15 protein-coding genes and 1 pseudogene are annotated in these 21,575 nt (G+C 68.1%); 9 read left to right on the forward strand and 7 right to left on the reverse strand.

Annotated features, from left to right (window positions below; translation table 11 throughout):
- Nucleotides 1-83 precede the first annotated feature (83 nt).
- Nucleotides 84-911, forward strand: coding sequence for a PhzF family phenazine biosynthesis protein (locus tag CVUC_RS13305; protein ID WP_096034323.1), 828 nt, complete (start codon nucleotides 84-86; stop codon nucleotides 909-911).
- A gap of 6 nt (nucleotides 912-917) precedes the next feature.
- Here CVUC_RS13305 and CVUC_RS13310 read toward each other — a convergent pair whose 3' ends face one another.
- Both CVUC_RS13310 and CVUC_RS13315 read right to left on the reverse strand, forming a co-directional pair.
- Nucleotides 918-1,283, reverse strand: a complete 366-nt coding sequence (locus tag CVUC_RS13310) for a hypothetical protein (protein WP_010921053.1) — start codon at nucleotides 1,281-1,283, stop codon at nucleotides 918-920.
- Nucleotides 1,284-1,420: 137 nt separating this feature from the next.
- Complete coding sequence (locus CVUC_RS13315) at nucleotides 1,421-3,394, reverse strand: ATP-binding protein (RefSeq protein ID WP_096034322.1); 1,974 nt, start codon at nucleotides 3,392-3,394, stop codon at nucleotides 1,421-1,423.
- Between the two features lie 82 nt (nucleotides 3,395-3,476).
- Here CVUC_RS13315 and CVUC_RS13320 point away from each other — a divergent pair, with 82 nt between their 5' ends.
- From CVUC_RS13320 to CVUC_RS13330, 3 genes are all read left to right on the forward strand, one after another.
- Entirely contained in the window at nucleotides 3,477-3,806 is a 330-nt protein-coding gene (locus CVUC_RS13320) for a hypothetical protein (protein ID WP_096034321.1), read from the forward strand.
- A gap of 70 nt (nucleotides 3,807-3,876) precedes the next feature.
- Nucleotides 3,877-4,299, forward strand: a complete 423-nt coding sequence (locus CVUC_RS13325; RefSeq protein ID WP_096034320.1) for a hypothetical protein — start codon at nucleotides 3,877-3,879, stop codon at nucleotides 4,297-4,299.
- Between the two features lie 135 nt (nucleotides 4,300-4,434).
- A complete protein-coding gene (locus CVUC_RS13330) occupies nucleotides 4,435-5,625 on the forward strand; it encodes a phosphoserine transaminase (RefSeq protein WP_096034319.1) in 1,191 nt (396 codons plus the stop codon).
- Between the two features lie 81 nt (nucleotides 5,626-5,706).
- Here the strand turns inward: CVUC_RS13330 and CVUC_RS20855 are convergent.
- Nucleotides 5,707-5,778: pseudogene (locus CVUC_RS20855) on the reverse strand (hypothetical protein); the annotation flags it as partial.
- On the opposite strand from CVUC_RS20855, the gene serA reads away from it, so the two are divergent.
- Nucleotides 5,777-7,357 carry a phosphoglycerate dehydrogenase gene (gene serA, locus CVUC_RS13335; RefSeq protein WP_096034318.1) on the forward strand — a complete coding sequence of 527 codons (1,581 nt, stop codon included), beginning with the start codon at nucleotides 5,777-5,779 and terminating at the stop codon, nucleotides 7,355-7,357. The pseudogene CVUC_RS20855 and the gene serA overlap by 2 nt on opposite strands.
- Before the next feature lie 146 nt (nucleotides 7,358-7,503).
- Nucleotides 7,504-7,872 (forward strand): VanZ superfamily protein, encoded by a 369-nt coding sequence (locus tag CVUC_RS13340; protein WP_024265927.1) that lies wholly within the window; start codon nucleotides 7,504-7,506, stop codon nucleotides 7,870-7,872.
- Nucleotides 7,873-7,907: 35 nt separating this feature from the next.
- Here CVUC_RS13340 and CVUC_RS13345 read toward each other — a convergent pair whose 3' ends face one another.
- Nucleotides 7,908-11,144, reverse strand: a complete 3,237-nt coding sequence (locus CVUC_RS13345; RefSeq protein ID WP_096034317.1) for an acetyl-CoA carboxylase family protein — start codon at nucleotides 11,142-11,144, stop codon at nucleotides 7,908-7,910.
- A gap of 109 nt (nucleotides 11,145-11,253) precedes the next feature.
- On the opposite strand from CVUC_RS13345, the gene CVUC_RS13350 reads away from it, so the two are divergent.
- From CVUC_RS13350 to CVUC_RS13360, 3 genes are all read left to right on the forward strand, one after another.
- Nucleotides 11,254-12,054: an ImuA family protein gene (locus CVUC_RS13350; RefSeq protein ID WP_164468227.1), complete on the forward strand. Its 801-nt coding sequence runs from the start codon at nucleotides 11,254-11,256 to the stop codon at nucleotides 12,052-12,054.
- On the forward strand, nucleotides 11,972-13,612 hold the full coding sequence (locus CVUC_RS13355; RefSeq protein WP_272865296.1) for a Y-family DNA polymerase: 1,641 nt from the start codon (nucleotides 11,972-11,974) through the stop codon (nucleotides 13,610-13,612). Before CVUC_RS13350 ends, CVUC_RS13355 begins: the two co-directional genes overlap by 83 nt.
- Before the next feature lie 125 nt (nucleotides 13,613-13,737).
- Nucleotides 13,738-16,989: an error-prone DNA polymerase gene (locus tag CVUC_RS13360; RefSeq protein WP_096034315.1), complete on the forward strand. Its 3,252-nt coding sequence runs from the start codon at nucleotides 13,738-13,740 to the stop codon at nucleotides 16,987-16,989.
- Nucleotides 16,990-17,010: 21 nt separating this feature from the next.
- Here the strand turns inward: CVUC_RS13360 and CVUC_RS13365 are convergent, their stop codons facing one another.
- The 3 genes from CVUC_RS13365 to CVUC_RS13375 form a co-directional block, all read right to left on the reverse strand.
- Complete coding sequence (locus CVUC_RS13365; protein ID WP_096034314.1) at nucleotides 17,011-18,894, reverse strand: nucleoside-diphosphate sugar epimerase/dehydratase; 1,884 nt, start codon at nucleotides 18,892-18,894, stop codon at nucleotides 17,011-17,013.
- A gap of 88 nt (nucleotides 18,895-18,982) precedes the next feature.
- The gene (glp, locus tag CVUC_RS13370) at nucleotides 18,983-20,209 is read right to left on the reverse strand and encodes a gephyrin-like molybdotransferase Glp (RefSeq protein WP_096034313.1); all 1,227 of its coding nucleotides are present in this window, start codon (nucleotides 20,207-20,209) and stop codon (nucleotides 18,983-18,985) included.
- A gap of 110 nt (nucleotides 20,210-20,319) precedes the next feature.
- Nucleotides 20,320-21,252: a ferredoxin--NADP reductase gene (locus CVUC_RS13375; protein WP_012640699.1), complete on the reverse strand. Its 933-nt coding sequence runs from the start codon at nucleotides 21,250-21,252 to the stop codon at nucleotides 20,320-20,322.
- Between the last annotated feature and the right edge of the window lie 323 nt (nucleotides 21,253-21,575).

A 21,575-nucleotide genomic window follows, 5' to 3' on the forward strand; every position in this document is an offset into this window, starting at 1 on the left:
GGTCGCTGGGGCGATAAAGGCTTTGCGGGCCGTCTCCGCGGCGCATAACAGGGGCCTTCATCCGATTTCGCCAGAGGCTCGCCATGCGCCAGTGGACCATCGACGCGTTCGCCACCGGTCCCTTCCGGGGTAATCCGGCCTGTGTGCTGGAGCCGTTTGACGTCTGGCCGACTGACGCCTGGATGCAGGCCCTGGCGGCCGAGAACAACCAGGCCGAAACCGCCTATCTGCTGAAGACCGCCGATCCTGACCGCTTTGGACTGCGCTGGTTCACCCCGACGCTGGAGGCGCCGCTGTGCGGCCACGCCACGCTCGCCGCCGCCCATGTGTTGTTCGAAGAGCTCGGCGTCGATGTCGCCATGCTGAGCTTCGAAACGCTTTCTGGCGTGCTCACCGTCCGCCGCGCGGACGACCAGTTGGAGATGGATTTTCCCGCCGATCCGCCGCGCCGGACCGAGGTCCCCGAGGGACTGGCCGAGGCGCTCGGCGTGCGGCCACGCGAGGTCTGGGCGGGGGCCTATCTGGTCGCGGTCGTCGACGACGAGACGACTGTCCGTCAGCTGAGGCCGGACCTTGGCGCCTTGAAGGTGATCGGCGGCGAGGCGACGGGCGGAGCAGGGCAGACCGTGGTCGTCGCCCAGGCCGACGCCGGCGCCGACTACGCTGTGGTCAGCCGGTTCTTCGCGCCCGGTTTCGGCATCCCGGAGGATCCGGCGACCGGCTCGGCCCACTGCATCCTGATGCCGCTGTTTGGCGACAAGCTCGGCGCGGGCCGGCTCAAGTTCCATCAGGCCTATCCGGGGCGCGGCGGTGACCTGGAATGCGAAAACCGCGGCGCGCGCGTTCTGTTGCGCGGCCGCGGCTTTACGGTGATGGAGAGCCAGCTCCGGCTGGAACCGGCTCGCAACTAGGCGGGACTACCAGCGGCGGTCGCCCCGATAGTCGCGGTCATGGCCATAGCCATAACCATAGCCGTAGTCGCGGTCATGGCGCTCGTAGCGGATCTGGGCGCTGATGCGGTCGAAGCGACGATCAAGGTCAGCGCGCTCCCAACGGCTCAGGCCGTCGCGACGATAGCGGTGCTCCAAGCGGGCGGCCTCGCGCAACTCGGCGCGCAGGCGATAGGCCTCATGGCGAGTGAGCGTGCCGTTGTACAGGCCCCGGTCGATACGGCGCTCCAGCCTGTCTTGGCGCTCATTGATCGACTGGGCCGAGGCCGCAGCAGGAACGGTGGCGGCGGCCAGGGCCGAGACCGCAACGATCGGGATCAGGATCTTCTTCATCGGTTCGGTTCCTCTTTGAATGTCTCCGTCGCTGCGGGGGTAAGCGACGTTGAGCCAAGAGAAACACGGCGAGCCTGAAGCGGTTCTGAGCCGCTCGTTATCCTGCGTTCATGTTGGATAGCGGTCTATCGTCAGCCTCACGCGGCGCGCGAAAGCCGCGTACCAGCCATCGCCGCCTCGATGGCGTCGTAGAGTTTGCTGACCTCGATAGGCTTGGCGACGTGGCCGTCCATGCCCACGGACAGATACTCCTCGATCTGGTGAGTCAGGGCGTTCGCCGTGACCGCGATGATCGGGGTGCGCCGACGCATTTCCGCTTGTTCCGTCGCACGAATGCTGCGGGCGGCCTCGAGGCCGTCCATCACCGGCATGTGGATATCCATCAGCACGACGTCAAAGTCGCCGGTCTTCCAGGCCTCCACACACGCCGCGCCGTCATCGACCAGGGTGACATCGGCGTTCAGCGGGGCCAAGACCGCCGCCACCACCTTCTGATTGGTCGGGTTGTCGTCGGCCGCCAGGACCCGGAGGCGAGGCGGTTCGGCGGCGGGCGGCGCCATGATCGGATCGCCGTCATCGATATAGTGGACGTCGGTCAGGGTCTCCTCGCGCGGTAGCCCCACCAGCACGGTGAAGGTCGAGCCTCGGCCTTCGCGGCTTTGCACCTTGATCGAACCGTTCATCATCGCCGCCAGCTCGCGGCAGATGGCCAGGCCCAGTCCCGAGCCTCCAAAGCGGCGCGTGGTCGTGCTGTCAGCCTGGACGAACTTGTCGAACAGGCGCGGCAGAATCTCTGGCGAGATCCCGATACCGGTGTCAGCGACATCGATCCGCAGGCCCGAGCCGTCCTCGGCCGAGGCGAAGCGCACGGCGACCGCGCCGTCCAGGGTGAACTTGAGCGCGTTTGAAATCAGGTTGCCCAGGATTTGGCGCAGGCGATCGGCGTCGCCGCGCCACAGGCCCTGAGCTTCCGGCGCGACACCGACCTCGAAGGCCAGGCCCTTGGCCCGGGCCTGGGGCACAAAGGTTTCGCGGATCGACTGCGCCAGCTGCGCGATGTCGAAGGGCCGATCCTGGATCTCCAGCCGGCCGGCCTCGATCTTGGACAGGTCCAGCACGTCGTTCAGAACGCCCAGAAGCACCGCGCCTGACTCGCGGATCACCGCCAGGCGCTCGCGCTGGATGTCGCTGAGCTGGTCCATCGCCATGACGTCGGCCATCGCCAACACGCCGTTGAGCGGCGTGCGGATCTCGTGGCTCATATTGGCCAGGAAATGCGACTTCAGGACGTTGGCGGCGTTGGCGTCGTCACGCGCCTTGACCAGCTCGGCCATGGCGCCGCGCAGATCCTGATCATTGCATTCCAGGCGCGCCACCAGGTGGTTGAAGCTTGCGATGAGGCTGCGGAAGACGTCGTCGTCAACGGTCTCCTCAAGAGCCTTGAAGCGTCCGCCGACGGCGGTTTCGTGCATGGCTTCGGAGAGCCGCTCCATAGGCTGGGCCAGGCGTCGGGCCAGACTGTTGGCCAGAAGGATCGCCATGCCCGCCGCGCCGAAAAACAGCGCGCCCGTCAGCGCCAGATCACGCGCCAGAGTCTGAGCGAGGCCAGGGCGCTTGGCCACGAGCACCAGCGTGCCGACCGTTTGCGATGAGAGCTTGATCGGGCGCTGCAGTGTGTCGGCGTTAGAAGGATTGGCCTCGCCCAGCTGAGCGACGGCGCGTCCCTTGGCGTCGATGATGCGGACCCCGGCGACGCCCGGCGCCTTGGCCACGGCTTCCAGGGCTCGATAGACGCCGACCATGTTGTGGTCCGCCAGCGGGGCCGCGGCTCCGGCGGCGGCCATCTGCACCAGCACCTCGTGGTTGGCGCGCGCCTCCTGGCGCGCCACGCTCCATTGTTGAAGCATGAAGCAAAGGCAGGCGGCCACGAGCGCGAGCACCGTCGTGGCCAGGGCCACACCGGCGATTCGCGCCTGCAGCGGCGCGTGGCTTGACACGTTATGGTTGCGGTTTTCGGACATCGCACCCAGCACTTCACTCTTGGCGAGAGTATGCCTGAATGTTCCTAACGCTTCGCTTCCATCCGAAAGGAGAGTTGCGCGACAAAACAACGCTAACGCACATTTTTGCGTTGCCTTCGCTTTAACATTTCGTTTACCTTTTTCATTAGTGTTTCATTAACTGGAGGCGGGCGTGGAAAAGGTTTTTGTTGCTCAACGCGTGGCGACCAAGTTGTTCGCGACGGAAGCGGCTGTTGACGCTGCGATGATCGAGGTTTCCGGCATGATGGCCGAGCTGATGCAGGCTCGTAAGGATCTGGGTCTTTCGGCCACGGTCGGCGACGCGGCTTGCTCGAAGGTCGCCGACGCGATCCAAGCCCTGGCGGCGGCCCGCAGCGCCCTCGTCGAGGCTCATAGCCAACTGGATGAAACGCGCCTGCGCGTTGGCATTCGCACCCGCATGGGTGGCCTGATCAAGGAAGAGCAGCTTCCGCCGCCGCAAGGCCTCCGTGAGGTTGTCTAAGTTTTCGTGATCGCACATTGCGATAGTTTAACACTCTAGGCCTCTAATCTCGGTTAGAGGCTTAGTTCTTATGTTCGCCCACCTTCAAATCCTCGTACTGACCGGTTGGCTTCTCCTGGCTGTAGCTTTTTTCACCGCTCGGCGGTGGGGAGGCGAGGCCGAAAGGCGAGGGGCGCTCTTAGTCCTTCTCGTAACCATAGGGTTCACCCTGTCGGGCTTTATCCCAGATACGAACACCGTGCGCGGGGTTTATCTGGCGCTCGATGGCGCGTTAGCCTTGGGGCTCTTGCTTCTCGCATTGCGCCATACGACCGCTTGGCTAGGTGTCGCAGTCCTATTGCAAGGTGTGCAGTTCAGCCTTCACGCCTACTACCTTGTCGCCAACAAGAGCTACGACAAGCTCTACGCCACCGTAAACAATCTAGTGACGCTCGGCGTTCTCTGCTGTCTGCTGGTCGGCGTCATCCTGGCCGCTCGTCGCGCGGACAAATAATTCCCTGCAGCGGGTGGTTTTCGCGCCTCCGCGACAAATCTCTCCTTGCAATTCCCCTCCAGACGCGGTTTCTCGCCGGCGGGCCACGCCCCCCCAACGGGGCGCAGTCCATCTGTAAGGATGGGAGACATCGCTATGACCACGACCCTCGCCAAGCCGGCGATCCGCCCGGCTCGCCCCGAGTTCTCTTCCGGCCCCTGCGCCAAGCGCCCGGGCTGGACCCCCGAAAATCTCAGAAACGCCGTCCTGGGTCGCTCGCACCGCTCCAAGCTGGGCAAGGCGCGCCTGAAGGCAGCCATCGACCAGACGCGCGAAGTGCTGGAGGTTCCGGCCGACTTCCTGATCGGCATCGTCGCCGGCTCGGACACCGGCGCCGTCGAAATGGCGATGTGGTCGATGCTAGGCGCGCGCCCGGTGCAGCTGATGGCCTTCGAGTCCTTCGGCAAGGACTGGGTCACGGACGTCACCAAGCAACTGAAGCTGCCCGACGTCGAGGTGCTGAGCGCCCCGTACGGCCAGCTGCCCGACACGTCCAAGGTCGATCCAGCCAAGGATCTGGTCTTCACCTGGAACGGCACGACCTCGGGCGTGCGCGTGCCCAACGCCGACTTCATCTCGGCTGACCGTGAAGGCATCACCATCTGCGACGCCACCTCGGCGGCCTTCGCCCAGGATCTCGACTGGACCAAGCTCGATGTCGTGACCTTCTCCTGGCAGAAGGCGCTGGGCGGCGAAGGCGCGCACGGCGTGCTGATCCTGTCGCCGCGCGCTGTGGCCCGCCTGGAAAGCTACACGCCGGCCTGGCCGATGCCGAAGCTGTTCCGCATGACCAAGGCCAATAAGGATGGGGGCAACAAGGTCAGCCTCGACATTTTCGAGGGCGCGACGATCAACACCCCGTCGATGCTCTGCGTGGAAGACGCCCTGGACGCCCTGAAGTGGGCTTCGTCCATCGGCGGTCTGCAAGCCATGCAGGCCCGCGCCGACCAGAACCTGAAGGTGCTGGCTGACTGGGTCGCCAAGACCCCTTGGGTCGACTTCCTGGCCGCCACGCCGGAGATCCGCTCCAACACCTCGGTGTGCCTGAAGGTCGTCGATCCCGCGATCGCCGCCCTGCCGGAAGACGCCCAGGCCGACTTCGCCAAGAAGCTGGCCAGCCTGCTCGAGAAGGAGGGCGCGGCCCTCGACATCGGCGGCTATCGCGACGCCCCGGCCGGCCTGCGCATCTGGTGCGGCGCCACGGTCGAGGCTTCGGACCTCGAGGCCCTGACGCCCTGGCTCGACTGGGCCTTCGCCACCGTCTCCGCCGAACTGGCCGCCGCTTAAAGCCCTTTACGGGCCCCCTCCGCGCTTCGCGCTCCTCCCCCAGAGGGGGAAGAAGGATCGCGTTTCCCCCTTCCCCCCCTATCGGGGGAGGGGGACCGCCGAACGGCGGTGGAGGGGGCTTCCCAACCTATTCTCCGCAAGGAAATCCCCAATGACCGCTCCCCGCGTCCTCATCGCCGACAAGCTCAGCCCCGCCGCCGTCGAGATCTTCAAGAACCGCGGCCTCGACTTCGACATCAAGACCGGCCTGTCCAAGGATGAACTGATCGCCGTGATCGGCGACTATGACGGCATCGCCATCCGCTCGGGCGCCAAGCTCGACAAGGACGTGATCGCCGCCGCGAACAAGCTGCGCGTCATCGCCCGCGCCGGCATCGGCGTCGACAATGTCGACATCCCGGCCGCCACGGCCAAGGGCATCGTCGTGATGAACACACCCTTCGGCAACTCGATCACCACGGCCGAGCACGCCATCGCCATGATGTTCGCCCTGGCTCGCCAGATCCCCGCCGCCGACGTCTCGACGCAAGGCGGCAAGTGGGAAAAGAACCGCTTCATGGGCGTGGAGCTCTACGCCAAGACCCTGGGTCTGATCGGCGCCGGCAACATCGGCGGCATCGTCGCCGACCGCGCTCTGGGCCTGAAGATGAAGGTCGTGGCCTACGACCCCTTCCTGTCGCCCGAGCGCGCTGTGGAAATGGGCGTCGAGAAGGTCGAACTCGATGAGCTGCTGGCCCGCGCCGACGTCATCACCCTGCACACCCCGCTGACCGACAAGACCCGCAACATCCTGTCGGCCGAGAACCTGGCCAAGACCAAGAAGGGCGTGATGATCGTCAACTGCGCCCGCGGCGGCCTGGTCGACGAAGCCGCCCTGCGCAAGCTGCTGGACGAGGGCCACGTCGGCGGCGCGGCCTTTGACGTGTTCACCGTTGAGCCGGCCAAAGAAAACCCGCTGTTCGGCAGCGACAAGGTCGTGGCCACCCCGCACCTGGGCGCCAGCACCAATGAAGCCCAGGAGAACGTCGCCCTGCAGGTCGCCGAACAGGTCAGCGACTACCTGCTGACCGGCGCGGTCACCAACGCCCTGAACAGCCCCTCGATCACGGCCGAAGAGGCTCCCAAGCTGAAGCCGTTCGTGGCCCTGGCCGAAAAGATCGGCGCTTTTGCGGGCCAGATGGTCGACTTCGGCGTCAAGGCGATCGACATCGCCTATGAGGGCGAGGTTTCGAACCTCAACGTCAAGCCGATGACCTCGGCCGCCCTGGCGGGCGTGCTGAAGCCGATGCTGGCCGAGATCAACATGGTCTCCGCCCCGGCCATCGCCAAGGAGCGCGGCATCACCGTCTCGGAGAGCCGCCAGGAAGTCAGCCCCACCTATGACAGCCTGATGCGCGTGACCATCACCACCGAGAAGGGCAAGCGCGCCTTCGCCGGTACGGTGATCGCCGGCGCCCCGCGCATCGTCGAGGTCAAGGGCATGGAGCTGGACGCGGCCTTCTCGCCGGCCATGCTGTACGTCAACAACCTGGACAAGCCGGGCTTCATCGGCGCGCTGGGCATGCTGCTGGGCGAGGCGGGCGTCAACATCGCCACCTTCAACCTGGGCCGCGTCTCGGCCGACGAGGACGCCATCGCGCTGGTGGGCGTTGACCAGGCGCCGGACGCGGGCCTGCTGGCCAAGATTCAGGCGCTGCCGCACGTGAAGGAAGCGCGCGCTCTGACGTTCTGAGGCTGATCGCCCTTCTCCCCTTGCGGGAGAAGGTGTCATCCGAAGGATGACGGATGAGGGGTTACACGGTATGGCCGGCGCGACCCCTCACCCGGCCCTTCGGGCCACCCTCTCCCGCAAGGGGAGAGGGAACTCAAAGGCCCCGAATGTCCCTGCTGCTTCCCCGTAAGATCCGCTGGCCTGGCCTCCTGGTCTTCGTCGCCGCTGTGGTGTTCACGCTTTACGCCGCTCTGGCGCCGGGCGACGACAACACGGGCCTGATCCCCTGGGACAAGGCCAGGCACTTCATCGTTTTCTACGGCCTCACCTTCCTGGCGACGATGGCCCTGCCGCGCAGCCGGCCGTGGAAGATCGCCGCAGTGTTGCTGGGCTTCGGGATCGGCATCGAGGTCCTGCAGGGGCTGCCGATCGTCGGCCGCGACGCGGACGTGTTCGACATCGTGGCCGACGCGCTGGGCATTGGCTTCTTCCTTGGGCCGATCATCGCCACCCAGTGGCTGAACGCGGACGACTAGAATGGAAAATCCTCCCCCCAGCGGGGGAGGATTGTTCAGAAGCTGTCCACCCGCACTTCCCACGGCCGGCTCACGCCCGCCGCCGTGTCCAGGCCGCCGATCAGCCAGCGCCGCGTGTCGGCGGGATCAATGACCGCGTCGATCTCCAGCGCCGCCGCCATGCTGGTGGCCTTGCCCGCCGCGTATAGCCGCGCGACCAGCTGGTCGTAGAGCGCCTTCTGTTTGACCGGATCGGTCTCGGCTTCCAGTTCCTTGCGGTAGCCCAGCTTGACGGCGCCTTCGAGGCCCATGCCGCCGAACTCTCCGGTCGGCCAGGCGGCGATGAAGGCGGGGCTGTGGAAGCTGCCGCCGGCCATGGCCTGGGCGCCAAGGCCATAGCCCTTGCGCGTCACGATCGTGAACAGCGGCGAGCGCAGCTTGGCGCCGGCGATGAACTGGCGGCTGACCCGGCGCACGGCGGCGGCGTCCTCGCTGTCTGGCCCGACCATGAATCCCGGCGTGTCGCAGAGGCTCAAGACCGGCAGGGCGAAGGCGTCGCACAGTTGCAGGAAGCGGGCGGCCTTCTCGGCGCCCTCGCAGTCGATGGCCCCGCCCAGATGGCGCGGATCATTGGCGATCAGACCCATGGGGCGGCCCTCGATCCGGATCAGGCCGGTGACCATCCCCGCCGCGAAGCCGCCGCGCAGCTCCAGGAACGAGCCTTCGTCGACGAGGTGGTTGATCAGGCCGCGCACGTCATAGACGCGCAGGCGGTTCTCCGGGATCGCGTGGCGCAAGCGCCGCGGGTCGGGTGCGGTCCAGGTCGATAGCGTTCCTTGGAAGTAGGACAGCGCCTGCTTGGCCAGCCGCGTGGCATGGGCCTCGTCGTCGGCCAGGATGTCGATGACGCCGTTCTTCCACTGATGAGCCGACGGCCCGATCTCTTCCGGACGGAAGACGCCCAGCCCGCCGCCTTCGATCATCGCCGGGCCGCCCATGCCGAGGTTGCTGTCGCGGGTGGCGATGATGATCTCTGACAGGCCCGCGATGGCGGCGTTGCCGGCGAAGCAGCGGCCCGCGACGATGGCGATCTTGGGAACCAGGCCGGACAGTTGCGCGAAGCTGCGGAAGGTCGGTACGTCCAGCCCGGCCACGGCGGTCGTGTCGGTGTCGCCCGGACGCCCGCCGCCGCCCTCGGCGAACCAGACCACGGGCAGCTTCTGGTCAGCGATCAGCGCCATCAGCCGGTCGGACTTGCGATGGTTCATCGCCCCCTGGGTCCCGGCCAGCACCGTGAAGTCGTAGGCCAGCGCCGCCGTCCGCGCCTTGTCGGGTGGGAACAGCGCGCCGTTGACGGTTCCGATGCCGGTGATCAGCCCGTCGGCGGGCGTATTGGCGATCAGGTCCTCGGTCGAGCGCCGTCGTTTCTGGGCGGCGATAGCCAGGGCGCCGTATTCCAGGAAGCTGCCCGGATCGACCAGGTCGTCGATGTTCTCGCGCGCGGTGCGGTGGCCGGTCTTGCGCCGCTTGGCGACCGCCTCGGGGCGGGCCTCGTCCAGGGTGTGGCGATGGCGGGCGACCACCTCGGCAAGGTCCGGGCGAAGGGCGTCCAGGTCTTGTTCGACGGTCTCCCCGTCGAGTGCGCTCTCCACCTCCGCCGGCTCCAGGAAGACCAGCGGCTGGCCCTCGGCGACGGTCGCTTCGCCCTGGACGGCGATCTTCACCACCCGGCCGCCGGCGCTGGCGCAGACCAGATGCTCCATCTTCATCGCCTCCAGCACCGCCAGGGCCTGACCCGGACGGACGAGGTCGCCTTCGCGGATCGTGATGGCGCCGACCGTGGCCGCCAGAGGCGCAACGACAGGCTCGGCGCCCGCCAGGACCTCGAAGCGCGTGACGCTCGCCGTGGTCTCGGGCGTCAGGCGCTGAGCCTCGGCGGCCAGGGTCTCGGCGTGCTGGGCGATGAAGGTGGTCGTCGCCTCACCGGTCACGGCGGTCGGATGGGCCAGGATGGCGCGGACCAGCGGCGCGGTGGTCGCCACGCCGGCGACCTTCAGCTCGGTCAAGGCGCGGTCCAGCCGGCTGGAGGCTTCGCCGGGCGTCCGTCCTCTGACGATCACCTTGGCCAGCAGGCTGTCATAGGCCGCGCCGATGGTGAGCCCCGCTGAGACGCCCGCATCGACGCGCACGCCGGGGCCGCCCGGCGGCGTCCAGGCGCTCAAGGTCCCGGTCGACGGGCGCACCTGACCCTCAGGCGTCAGGGTCTCGGCGTTGATCCGCGCCTGGATGGCCACGCCGAACGGCGGCGGGGTGTTGGTCAGCTCCAGCTCGCCCAGGCGGTGACCCGCCGCCAGATCGAACTGTAGCCGCACGAGGTCCAGGCCCGTGACCTCCTCGGTGACCGTGTGCTCGACCTGCAGGCGCGGATTGACCTCGATGAAGAAGGCCTCGCCCCCCGAGGGCGAATGCGGATCGGCGTCGACCAGAAACTCGACGGTCGCCAGGCCGCGATAGCCGGCGCACAGGCGCTCGGACCAGCCGGCCAGGGCGGCGCGCAGGTTGTCGGGCAGGGCGGCCGGTGCGATCTCGACCAGTTTCTGGTTGCGCCGCTGTAGCGAACAGTCGCGATCACCGAGCGCCAGCACCTGATCGCCGTCGCCGACGATCTGCACCTCGATGTGGCGGGCGCGCTCGATCAGCTTTTCCGCATAGAGACCGCCGTCGCCGAAGGCGGCCAGGGCTTCGCGTTCGCAGGCGGCGAAGGCGGCGTCCAGTTCGCCGGGGTCGAGCACCATCCGCATGCCGCGTCCGCCGCCGCCGGCCCGGGCCTTCAGCATGATCGCGCCGTGCTCGGCCTGGAAGGCGCGGGCGGCCTCCAGCGTGATCGCGCCGGTTCCGGGGATCAGCGGCAGGCCGCGCTCGGCGGCCAGGGCGCGGGCGGCGGCCTTGTCGCCGAACGTCGTCAGGTGCTCAGGCGAGGGGCCGATGAAGACGATCTCGGCCTCGGCGCACGCGCGGGCGAGATGGGGGTTCTCCGACAGAAAGCCATAGCCGGGATGCAATGCGTCGCAGCCCTGCGCCTTGGCGGCGGCGACAACGGCGGCGATGTCGAGATAGGCCCGCGCCCCCGCGCCCGGCAGGGCGACGGCGCGATCGGCGGCGGTGACATGCGGGCTTCCCGCGTCGTCGGCTGCGTAGACTGCCACGCTCTCGAGCCCCGCCTCGGCCGCCGTGCGGGCGATCCGGACGGCGATCTCGCCCCGGTTGGCGATCAGAACGCGGGAGAGGGACATGACGCTTCCTGCAGGGCTTCATACGGCCGTTTGAGACACTTTGGCCGGTTGGACGCGACTCTCCAAGCCTTGACTCTCCAGTCCGGGAAGATAAGAACAAAAGTGGAACATGGAGTTGGGAATGGCCGGATCGCGCGAGGCGCGTCTTGCGGCCCTGAGAGGCCGGATCGCCGCGATGGAAGCGGGGACTCGGACTCCGACTCCGGTGCTGTCGTTCGGAGAGCCGTTGATCGACGGGTGCTTTCCGGGCGGTGGTCTGCCGCTGGGCGGCTGGCATGAGGTGACCGGTGCGGGGCTGGAGGACGAAACCGGCGCCGCGCCCGCCGCCTTTGTCACCCAGCTGATCCGTGGGCTGACAGATCGGAAGGGCGGAGCGGTGGTCTGGGTGGCGCGACGGGCCGATCTCTTCGCGCCAGGCCTGCTGGGGCTGGGGTTTCCGGCGGCGAGGCTGATCCAGGTGCGGGCCCGCGATGAGGCTGAAACCCTGTCGCTGCTGGAGGACGCGCTGTCGACCCAAGGCGTCGCCGCCGCTGTGGCCGAGGCCGAGGCTCCGGACCTGACCGCCGGGCGCCGCCTGCAACTGGCCTGCGAGAAGCGTGGCGGCTTTGGCGTGGTGCTGCACCGCCGCCCCTACGGGGGACGAGCAGGGGGCAAGCCAAGGCTCGTCTCCGGCTCGGCGTCGTTCAGTCGCTGGCGGATCGCGCCCGCGCCCAGCGGTCCGCCGCCGGACGACATCGGCCTGGGCCCGCCGCGCTGGCGGGTCGAACTCGAGCGCTGCCGGGGCGGGCGTCCCGGCGGCTGGATCTTGCAAGCTCAGGAGGCCGGCCATGGCCCGCATCCTTTCCGTCTGGTGTCCCAACTGGCCGATCACGACGTGGCGGCGGCGGAGGCCGGACGACGCTTCGGATAAATCCTCCCCCCAAGGGGGAGGAGGCCGCAGGCCGGAGGGGGAAGGGGCCGAGCCAGCAGGACTTCCCCCTCCGTCGCCTGCGGCGACACCTCCCCCGCTGGGGGGAGGATTCCCCTTCGCCCTCCTCGTCTCCGAACGCGGAACCCGCCGCCTCGCCGCCGTCGATTATCAGGCTCGGTCTATGGGTCTCTTCCCCGGGCAGAAGGCCGCCGACGCCCTCGCCCTGGTCCCGGACCTCGTCACGGCCGACCACGATCCGGCGGCCGATCGCGCGGCGCTGGAGGCGCTGTGCGACTGGTGCGTGCGCTTCTCGCCGGCGGTGGCGATCGACGGTGACGATGGCCTCTTCCTGGACATCACCGGGACCGACCACCTGTGGGGCGGCGAGGCGGCCATGCTGGTCGACCTAGTGTCGCGACTGGCGCGCTGGGGCGTGCCGGCGCGGGCGGCGATCGCTGACACGGCCGGCGCGGCCTGGGCCCTGGCGAGGTCCGGCCCGGACCTCGCCATTGCGCCGCCCGGCGAGCAGAGCGCCGCGATCGCGACCCTTCCCGTCGCGGCCCTGCGGCTTGGCGACGCCGCCGAAGCCCAACTGCCGCGCCTGGGCCTGCATCGCGTCGGGCAGGTGCTGGCCTTACCGCGCGCCCAATTGGCCAAGCGGTTCGGACTGGCGGCGGTCCTGCGCCTGGACCAAGCCCTAGGCGCGGCCAGCGAGGCCCTGACCTTCCGCCGCCCGGCCTCGCCGTGGTTTGACCGCCTTGCCTTTTTCGAGCCGATCAGCGCGCCTGAGGATCTGGCCCGGGTGGCCGCCGACGCCCTGGCCCTGATCTGCGCCCGGCTGGAGGCCGAGGGGCGCGGCGCCAAGCGTTTCGAGGTCGTGTTCCACCGCCTGGACGGGCGGGCTTTCCCCGTGCGCGTGGGGCTGGCGCGGATCGGCCGTGACGCCCAGCGACTGGCCAGGCTGGTCAAGCCCAAGCTGGATATGGTCGATCCGGGCTTCGGCATCGAGGTGGTGACGGTCCACGCCTCAGCGGTGGAGCCGATGGCGGCGGCGCAGGCGCGCCTCGACGCGGACGCTGCGGCCAGCGCCGACGAGACGCTGGCGCCGTTGATCGATCGCCTAGTCAACCGCTTGGGCGAGAACCGGGTCTGGCGCGCCGATCCGTTCGAGAGCCATGTGCCCGAGCGTTCGGTCGTGCGCGTGGGGCCGCTGGACCCGCCGGCGGCGGCGCGCTGGGACGCCGACCGGCCGCGTCCGGTGCGGCTGTTCAAGCGGCCCGAGGCGATCGTCGCCATCGCCGCCGAACTCCCCGACTACCCGCCGCGTCTGTTCACCTGGCGGGGGCGTTCCCATCGGGTCCGGCGGGCCGAGGGACCCGAGCGTATCGGTCAGGAATGGTGGCGGGTCGGGGTGGAGAAGGGCCAGACCGGACCCGGCAAGATCCGGGACTACTACCGCGTCGAGGATGACGCCGGGGGGCGGTTCTGGATCTTCCGTCAGGGCCTCTATGGCGGCGAGGACGCGCCGAAATGGTGGATCCATGGCCTGTTTGGTTAGGGGGCTCAAATCCTCCCCCTATGGGGGAGGCGGCGCGAAGCGTCGGAGGGGGGAGGGGCAAGGCTTAAAGGCTTCCCCCTCCGTCGGCTACGCCGACACCTCCCCCGCGAGGGGGAGGACCTAACATGCGCCTTCCCGCCTATGCCGAGCTGCAGGCGACCACCAACTTCTCGTTCCTGCGCGGCGCCTCGCACGCCGAGGAGCTGGCGCTAACAGCCGAGGCGCTGGGATTGACGGCGATCGGCATCGTCGACCGTAACAGTCTGGCCGGCGTGGTGCGCGCCTGGACGGCGGCCAAACGGCGATCGATCCGTGTACTGACCGGTTGCCGTCTGGACTTCATGGACGGCGCCCCCAGCCTGCTCTGCTACCCCACCGACCGCGAGGCGTTCGGCCGCCTGACCCGGCTGCTGACCATCGGGCAGCTGCGGGCCGAGAAGGGCGAGTGCCACCTGACCTGGAGAGATTTTCTCGACCATTCCGAGGGGCAGTTGGGATTGATCGTGCCGCCCCGGGTTCTCGATGACTCGTTCGAGCAGCATCTCACGCGCATGGCCGGCGACCTGCGGGGCCGTTCGTGGCTGGCCGCCAGTCGGGCCTATGCCGCACGCGATCTCCAGCGCTTGGCGTGGCTCGAGAGTCTCGGTCGGACCTCCGGCGCGCCGATCGTCGCCACCAATGACGTGCTCTATCACGGCCCGGAGCGACGTCCGCTGCAGGACGTGATCAGCTGTGTGCGCGAGCACTGCGCGATCCAGGAGGCGGGTTTCCGACTGGAGGCCAACGCCGAGCGCCACATCAAGTCTCCTGAGGAGATGGCGCGCCTGTTCGATCGCTGGCCGCGCGCGGTCGAGCGCACGGTCGAGATCGTTGAACGCATCGGCTTCGACCTGAAGGACATCCGCGAGCAGTACCCGGACGAACCGGTCCCGCCGGGCAAGACGGCGATGCAGCACCTGACCGACCTGACCTGGAAGGGCGCGGCCTGGCGCTATCCGAACGGGGTCAGCCCGAAGGTCACAGCCCAGATCCAGGAGGAGCTGCGGCTGATCGAGAAGATGGACTACCCCAACTACTTCATCACCGTGCACGACATCGTGCGCGAGGCGCGTAGCATGGGCATCCTGTGCCAGGGGCGGGGCTCGGCGGCCAATTCCTCGGTCTGTTTCTGCCTGGGCGTGACCGCGATCGACCCCACCGAGCATCGCCTGCTGTTCACCCGTTTCATTTCAGAGAACCGGGGCGAGCCGCCCGACATCGACGTCGACTTCGAGCACGACCGTCGCGAGGAGGTCATGCAGTACGTGTTCCAGCGTTACGGCCGCGACTACGCCGCCATCTGCGGGACCGTGATCCACTACCGGCCGCGCAGCGCCATCCGGGACGTGGGCAAGGCGCTGGGCCTGACCGAGGACGTCACCAGCTTGCTGGCCGGCACGGTCTGGGGCAGCTGGGGCGACGGCCTGCCCGAGGATCATCTGCGCAACGCAGGCCTGGATCCAAAGGCGCCGGAGATCGCCCGCGCGGTCGGGCTGGCCAACGACCTGATCGGCTTTCCGCGTCACCTCTCCCAGCATGTCGGCGGCTTCGTCCTGACCAAGCGCCGCCTGGACGAGACCGTGCCGATCGGCAAGGCGGCGATGAAGGACCGGACCTTCATCGAGTGGGACAAGGACGATATCGACAGCCTGGGCCTGATGAAGGTCGACATCCTGGCGCTGGGCATGCTGCACGCCATCCAGCGGGCCATGACCATGCTGCGCGAAGACCACGGCCAAGATTGGCTGAAGGACCTGGCCGATATCCCCAAGGAGGTCCCGGGCGTCTACGACATGCTCTGCGCGGCCGACAGCGTAGGCGTGTTCCAGGTCGAGAGCCGCGCCCAGATGTCGATGCTGCCCAGGCTCCGTCCGCGCGAATTCTACGATCTGGTCATCCAGGTGGCGATCGTGCGTCCGGGGCCGATCCAGGGCGACATGGTCCATCCCTATCTGAAGCGACGGAACAAGGAGGAGCCGGTCGACTGGCCCAAGCCCTCGCCCGAGCATGGTCCGCCCGACGAGCTCCAAGAGATTCTGGGCAAGACCTATGGCGTGCCGCTGTTCCAGGAGCAGGCCATGAGCCTGGCCATCGAGGCGGCCAAGTTCACGCCCGACGAGGCCGATGGCCTGCGCAAGGCCATGGCCACGTTCCGCAACCTGGGCTCGCCGGACGCCTATCGCAACAAGTTCATCGAGGGGATGGTCGGGCGCGGCTATGAGCGGGCCTTCGCCGAGCGCTGCTTCAAGCAGATCGAGGGCTTCAGCCACTATGGCTTTCCCGAGAGCCACGCAGCCAGCTTCGCCAAGCTGGTCTATGTCTCGGCCTGGATCAAATGGGCCTGGCCCGACGTGTTCTGCGCGGCCCTGATCAACGCCCAGCCGATGGGCTTCTACCAGCCGGCCCAACTGGTGCGGGACGCCCGAGAGCACGGGGTCGAGGTGCTGCCGCCGGATATTCTGACCAGCGACTGGGACTGCACCCTGGCGCCGATCAGCACGGGCTTCCGACCGCCTCGCGTTCGTCACGACAAGGTCGCCTGCCAGGAGACGCGGCCGCGCTGGAAGGCGGTGCGGCTGGGCTTTCGCCAGATCAAGGGTCTGCGAGAGACGCTCGACATCCCGCCGCTGTTGAAGGCCAGGGCCGAGGGCGCGCGCATGCCGGCCGAATTCGCCCAGGGCGGCGTGCCGCAAAAGGCGCTGGAACTTCTGGCCGAGGCCGACGCCTTCGCCTCGGTCGGGCTCAGCCGGCGCGAGGCGCTGTGGGCGGTGAAGGGACTGAAGGGCGAGCACAAGGCCCCGGTTCAGGCGCCGCTGCTGGCGGGCCTGCCGCTGTTCGAAGAGCGGGTGGCCTTGCCCGCCATGGCCGCGACCCAGGAGGTGGCCGAGGATTACCGCACCACCAGCCTCTCGTTGAAGGCCCATCCGATCGGCTTCTATCGATCGATGCTGGCCGCCCGGGGCGTGGTTCCGGCCGAGCGACTGCTGTCATTGAAGGACGGCGCCAGGGTGTCGGTGGCCGGTCTTGTCCTGATCCGCCAGCGGCCCGGCACGGCCAAGGGCGTGGTGTTCGTCACCCTTGAGGACGAGACGGGCGTGGCCAATGCGGTGGTCTGGAAAGACCGGTTCGACGCGGCCCGCAACGTGGTGATGACCGCCTCGTTCCTGATCGTCCACGGGCGGGTGCAGCGGGCCGACAACGTGATCCACGTGGTGGCCGAGCGCTTCACCGACCTGTCGGCGGAACTCTCCAGTCTGCGCGACGAGCCGGGCGCGCCCGCGCCGCGCATACGCCAGAAGGTGTCAGGCCGCCTGCTCCGCAGCCGCGATTTCCATTGAGCGGGCGCGATCCTGGCCGTTTCAGGACGCCCGGATCTTCACGACCTTGGACGGGCCAACCTGACGGAGGTCCTCGACCAACGCGAAGAGACGGGCGCGCACGCCCGCTTCGTCGCCGACCTCGGCCAGGGCGTCCAGTTCGGCGAGGCGCTCGTCGGCGATGACGGGAGCGGGCGCCAGACGAACCGCTTCCATGATGCCGGGCGCCTTCAGGCGCGCCACCTCGTTCACGTCGACGAGCGTCTCCGTCAATTTCTCGCCGGGACGCAGGCCCGTGATCTGGATATCGATGTCACGCCCGGGCGTCAGGCCCTGCAGCTCGATCATCCGCCGGGCCAGGTCGATGATCTTCACCGGCTCGCCCATCTCCAGGGTCAGCACACCGGCCTCGGGCTCAGAAGCGATCATCGACAGGGCCACGGCGCGGAGCACCAGTTGAACCGCCTCCGGAATGGTCATGAAGTAGCGTTCGACCTCGGCGTGGGTCAGGGTGATCGGCCCGCCCCGGGCGATCTGGCTCTTGAAGATCGGAACGACCGATCCGGCCGAGCCCAGCACATTGCCAAAGCGCACGATGCTGACCCGCATGTCGCCGCCGCCGCCGTACTGACGCGCCACGGCCTCGGCGACACGCTTGGCCGCGCCCATCACGCTGGTCGGCGCGACGGCCTTGTCCGTCGAGATCAAGGCGAGATGCGCCGCGCCGCAGGCCTTGGCGGCGACGGCCACGTTGCGGGTGCCCAGCACATTGGTGCGGACGCCCTCGCAGGGGTGGTTCTCCACCAGCGTGACATGCTTCAGCGCCGCGGCGTGGAAGATGATGTCCGGCTTCATCTCCGTGAAGACACGCTGGACGCGGGCGGCGTCGCGGACGTCGCAGAGCGCCTCACGACGCGAGAGGAGAGGGTGCCGCTCGGCGATCTCGCGCTCGATGTGGAACAGGTTGTATTCGGAGGCGTCGACCATGGTCAGATGGGCGCAGCCGCTGGCGGCGATCTGGCGGCAGAGCTCGGAACCGATGCTGCCGCCCGCGCCTGTCACCAGCACCCGTCGGCCGGACACCAGCGCGCGAACCGGCTCTGGATCGAGTCGGACGGGCGGCCGGCTCAAGAGTTCCTCGATGCTGATCTCGCGCAGCTGGGGGGTGTTGGCCGCCGCGCCCATCTCGACCACGCCGTGGCGGCGCAGCAGGCGCACGCCTTCCGTCTTCAAGCGGCCCAGACGCTCGGCGCCGAAGGTGCTCATCGCGCTGTCGGTGAGGAACAGGATCGCGGCCGGCGACAGGCCGCTGTCGCGCAGACGGGCCAGCACGCTGTCGAAATCGGCGATCGAGCCCAGAACGCAGACGCCGCGCAGTTCATCGCCGGTCTCGCGGTCGAGCGGCGAGACCACGCCGATCGGGGCGTAACGTTCGCCAAGGCCGGCCGGCGCGCGCAGGAAGGCCTCGGCCTCGGAGGCCGAGCCGATGATCAGCAGGCGCGGCAGCGCCGGATGCATCGAGGCGGGGCCAAGGCGCAGCACCGAATCGAGCAGCATTCGCTCATGCAGGCTCCGCCGGATCACCCGCAGCGCCGACAGCAGCGCCGCCTGGATCAGGGCCGCGCCGGCCACGGTGCGCAGGCCACCGTCGATGCCTGGATGGGTCAGGCGGGTAATGACCAGGAACGCCGCCGCCGTCAGGACGGCCGAGCGGAGAAGTCGCAGGTGGTCGGTGGCCGAGACGAAGCGCCACGGGGCCCGCTCCACCCGGAAAGCCAACTCCACGATGAATGCTGCGAGGCCGTACAGGGTCGCCTGAAGCAGCGTGTCCCGCGTGAACGGCATGTCGATGACGAGATAGCGACCGGCCAGCAGGGCCACGAAGGCCAGCAGAACGTGGGTCGCGATCTTTCCTGCATGCCCCATGAAACGAACCTCTGAAGCGGTGAAGGTCGGGTCACGCCCGGCGAACTCAAATCCGGGCTTAGCACGTCAATTCTATGCCGTCGCGGTTTCAGCCGCGCCGGAGCGGCAGAACATCGACAACCTCGCCCGTCGCCGCAGGGGGCGCGCTAGGCCGTCGCCGTAGCAGAGCATCGGCGCGCGCGAACACGCTGACCAGAGAGGAATCCTGATCGGGGAAGGGTGTCGCTACGACTCGCCCGTCCGGATCCGTCGACAGCGCGGCGCGCATCCAATGCTCCCGCGGTCCGCCCGCCGGAAGCGGGGCGGCCAAGCCCGCTGGAATGAGGCGGATATCCGGCGCCGCGCCCGTGAGAGCCGCCAGCAGAGGCCGCAGGAAGAGTTCCGCGCACACCAGCGCCGAGGCCGGGTTTCCTGGCAGGCCCACCACGCGGCGACCGTCCGGCAGACGCCCGCTCCAGGTCGGCTTGCCGGGGCGTACGGCGACCGACTCGACCGAAAGCGCAAGGCCCAGCGTTCGGAGCGCGGGTTTGACCAGATCATGGTCGCCGACCGAGGCGCCGCCGATCGTGACGATGACGTCGACGGGCGCGGGCGAAACGGCGCTGGCGATCGCCTGGGCGTCGTCGCCCTGCGGGGAAAGTCGGATCGCCTCACCGCCCCAGGCCTCGATCAGCGCCGCGAGGCTGTAGGAGCCGCTCTCAAAAATCTGGTCGGGCCGGGGCGATGCGCCGGGCGGCGCGAGTTCGTCGCCGGTGGCCAAGATCGCGACGCGCGGACGTCGCGCGACCGACACCTCGGCGCGTCCCGCCGCAGCGATGAGGGAAAGGCGCCAGGGGTCGATGACAACGCCGTCCAGGAGAAGCGTGTCGCCATCCTTGAAATCGCCGCCGGCCGCCCGGACGTTGGCGCGAGGATCAGGGCCGGCGTCGAAGCGGACCTGGTCGCCCTCGCGGGTCGCTTCTTCCTGGATGATGACGAGATCGGCTTCCGCCGGCACGGGCGCGCCGGTGAAAATTCGCACCGCTTCTCCGGAGGCGACGGGGCGTGGGTAGGCGGCGCCGGCCGCGCTTTCGCCGACGATCCGGAAGGCCGCCCCAGGGGCGTAGTCAGAGCGTCGGATCGCCCAGCCGTCCATGGCCGAAGCCGCGAAAGGCGGTTGCGCGCGGCCAGCCACCACGGGCTCGGCGAGCGTTCGGCCAAGGCTCTCCGCCAAGGGCGCGGTTTCAACGCCGAGGCGTGACGCGCCGTCGAGCATGCGGCGGCGGGCTTCCTCGACGGTCAGGTTTCTCAAGTTTGCAGAGGGCGAGTCGGCCATTCAAAGACCCTAGCCGATCTCGCTCCAACGGTGAGGTCCAAGATCGGGCGAGCACCGAGAGTATCTCTCGATCCGCCCGAACCCGCTTGGCCCCATCCTGCGGGGGCGCTTTAGCCGACGAAAGCCCGCTCGATCACGAAGTCGCCCGGTTCGGCGTTGGAGCCTTCCTTGAGCCCCTGGGCTTCAAGCAGGGCGGCGGTGTCCTTGATCATCGCCATCGAGCCGCACAGCATTGCGCGGTCGTTCTCGGGATCGAACCTGTCGCCTTCGATTCCGAGGTCCTGGAACAGCTTGCCGCTGGTGATCAGGTCAGTGAAGCGGCCCTGGCGCTCGAACGCTTCACGCGTCACGGTCGGATAGTAGGTCAGCTGGGCGCGCGCCTCGTCGCCCACCAGCGGATCGTCGAAGATCTCCTGGGTGAAGAGATCGCGATAGGCCAGCTCCTTCACCTCGCGTACGCCGTGCGCGACGATCACGCGCTCGAAGCGGCTATAGGCGTCCGGATCGCGCGCCACCGACAGCCAGGGGGCCAGACCCGTGCCGGTGCCGAACAGGAACAGACGCTTGCCGGGGCGAACCGCGTCCAGCACCAGGGTGCCCGTCGGTTTCTTGCCCAGAAGAATCTCATCGCCCTCCTGGATCAGTTGCAGGCGCGACGTCAGCGGGCCGTCCGGAACCTTGATCGAGAAGAACTCCAGCTCTTCGGCGAACGAGGGCGAGCCGATCGAATAGGCGCGCAGGATCGGCTTCTTCTCGCCGAGCTCTTCGCGCGGCGGCAGGCCGATCATCACGAACTCGCCCGACCGGAAGCGGAAGCTGGCCGGTCGCGTGATGGCGAAGCTGAACAGGCGGTCGGTCCAGTGTTTCACCCACAGCACCTTCTCGACGAAGTACGGGGCTTCCTTCACGGGAGCGGCGGCGGACGCGGTGGCCGTCATCTGAACTCTTCGTATCTCTGACGCGCAGGGCGCGAAAAAAGGCGGTCGCGCCCTGAAGGCGCGGAATGAAGCCGCCCTGGGGCCCTTTGGCGGCGCCTGTCTCATGTGTGAAAGCCCGTCGCGATGTCAACGCCGGTTGTCTAATGCCGCCTCGCGAAAAACTCCTGCCACGCGGGCGCGCGCTCCTGCGCCGCGCAAGAGGCCTTGAAGTATTGCTCAGCGCAGAAACTTAAAAGGAAAAGTCTGCGAACAGTTGTTTGGTCTCGTGGCCGCTCTGCTCGCCGTGAAAGATTATTTCATCCGAAACGCTCTGTAGGCTGAAATCGTGTCGCTGACATCGCTGGTGATGCTGCGAGTTTTTCGCATTGCGAAAACGAGCGGACTAAGTTTTCGAAAAAGGCAAAATTGTGATTGCCGCACCCTGAAAC

This window comes from Caulobacter vibrioides (assembly GCF_002858865.1).
Classification (GTDB): Bacteria; Pseudomonadota; Alphaproteobacteria; order Caulobacterales; family Caulobacteraceae; genus Caulobacter; species Caulobacter vibrioides.

Coding starts and splice junctions, on each gene's coding strand:
- CVUC_RS13305 (WP_096034323.1), top strand. CDS start 84: ATGCGCCAGTGGACCATCGACGCGTTCGCCACCGGTCCCTTCCGGGGT.
- CVUC_RS13360 (WP_096034315.1), top strand. CDS start 13,738: ATGCGCCTTCCCGCCTATGCCGAGCTGCAGGCGACCACCAACTTCTCG.
- CVUC_RS13325 (WP_096034320.1), top strand. CDS start 3,877: ATGTTCGCCCACCTTCAAATCCTCGTACTGACCGGTTGGCTTCTCCTG.
- CVUC_RS13330 (WP_096034319.1), top strand. CDS start 4,435: ATGACCACGACCCTCGCCAAGCCGGCGATCCGCCCGGCTCGCCCCGAG.
- CVUC_RS13350 (WP_164468227.1), top strand. CDS start 11,254: ATGGAGTTGGGAATGGCCGGATCGCGCGAGGCGCGTCTTGCGGCCCTG.
- CVUC_RS13355 (WP_272865296.1), top strand. CDS start 11,972: ATGGCCCGCATCCTTTCCGTCTGGTGTCCCAACTGGCCGATCACGACG.
- serA (WP_096034318.1), top strand. CDS start 5,777: ATGACCGCTCCCCGCGTCCTCATCGCCGACAAGCTCAGCCCCGCCGCC.
- CVUC_RS13310 (WP_010921053.1), bottom strand. CDS start 1,283: ATGAAGAAGATCCTGATCCCGATCGTTGCGGTCTCGGCCCTGGCCGCC.
- CVUC_RS13375 (WP_012640699.1), bottom strand. CDS start 21,252: ATGAGACAGGCGCCGCCAAAGGGCCCCAGGGCGGCTTCATTCCGCGCC.
- CVUC_RS13365 (WP_096034314.1), bottom strand. CDS start 18,894: ATGGGGCATGCAGGAAAGATCGCGACCCACGTTCTGCTGGCCTTCGTG.
- CVUC_RS13340 (WP_024265927.1), top strand. CDS start 7,504: ATGTCCCTGCTGCTTCCCCGTAAGATCCGCTGGCCTGGCCTCCTGGTC.
- glp (WP_096034313.1), bottom strand. CDS start 20,209: ATGGCCGACTCGCCCTCTGCAAACTTGAGAAACCTGACCGTCGAGGAA.
- CVUC_RS13345 (WP_096034317.1), bottom strand. CDS start 11,144: ATGTCCCTCTCCCGCGTTCTGATCGCCAACCGGGGCGAGATCGCCGTC.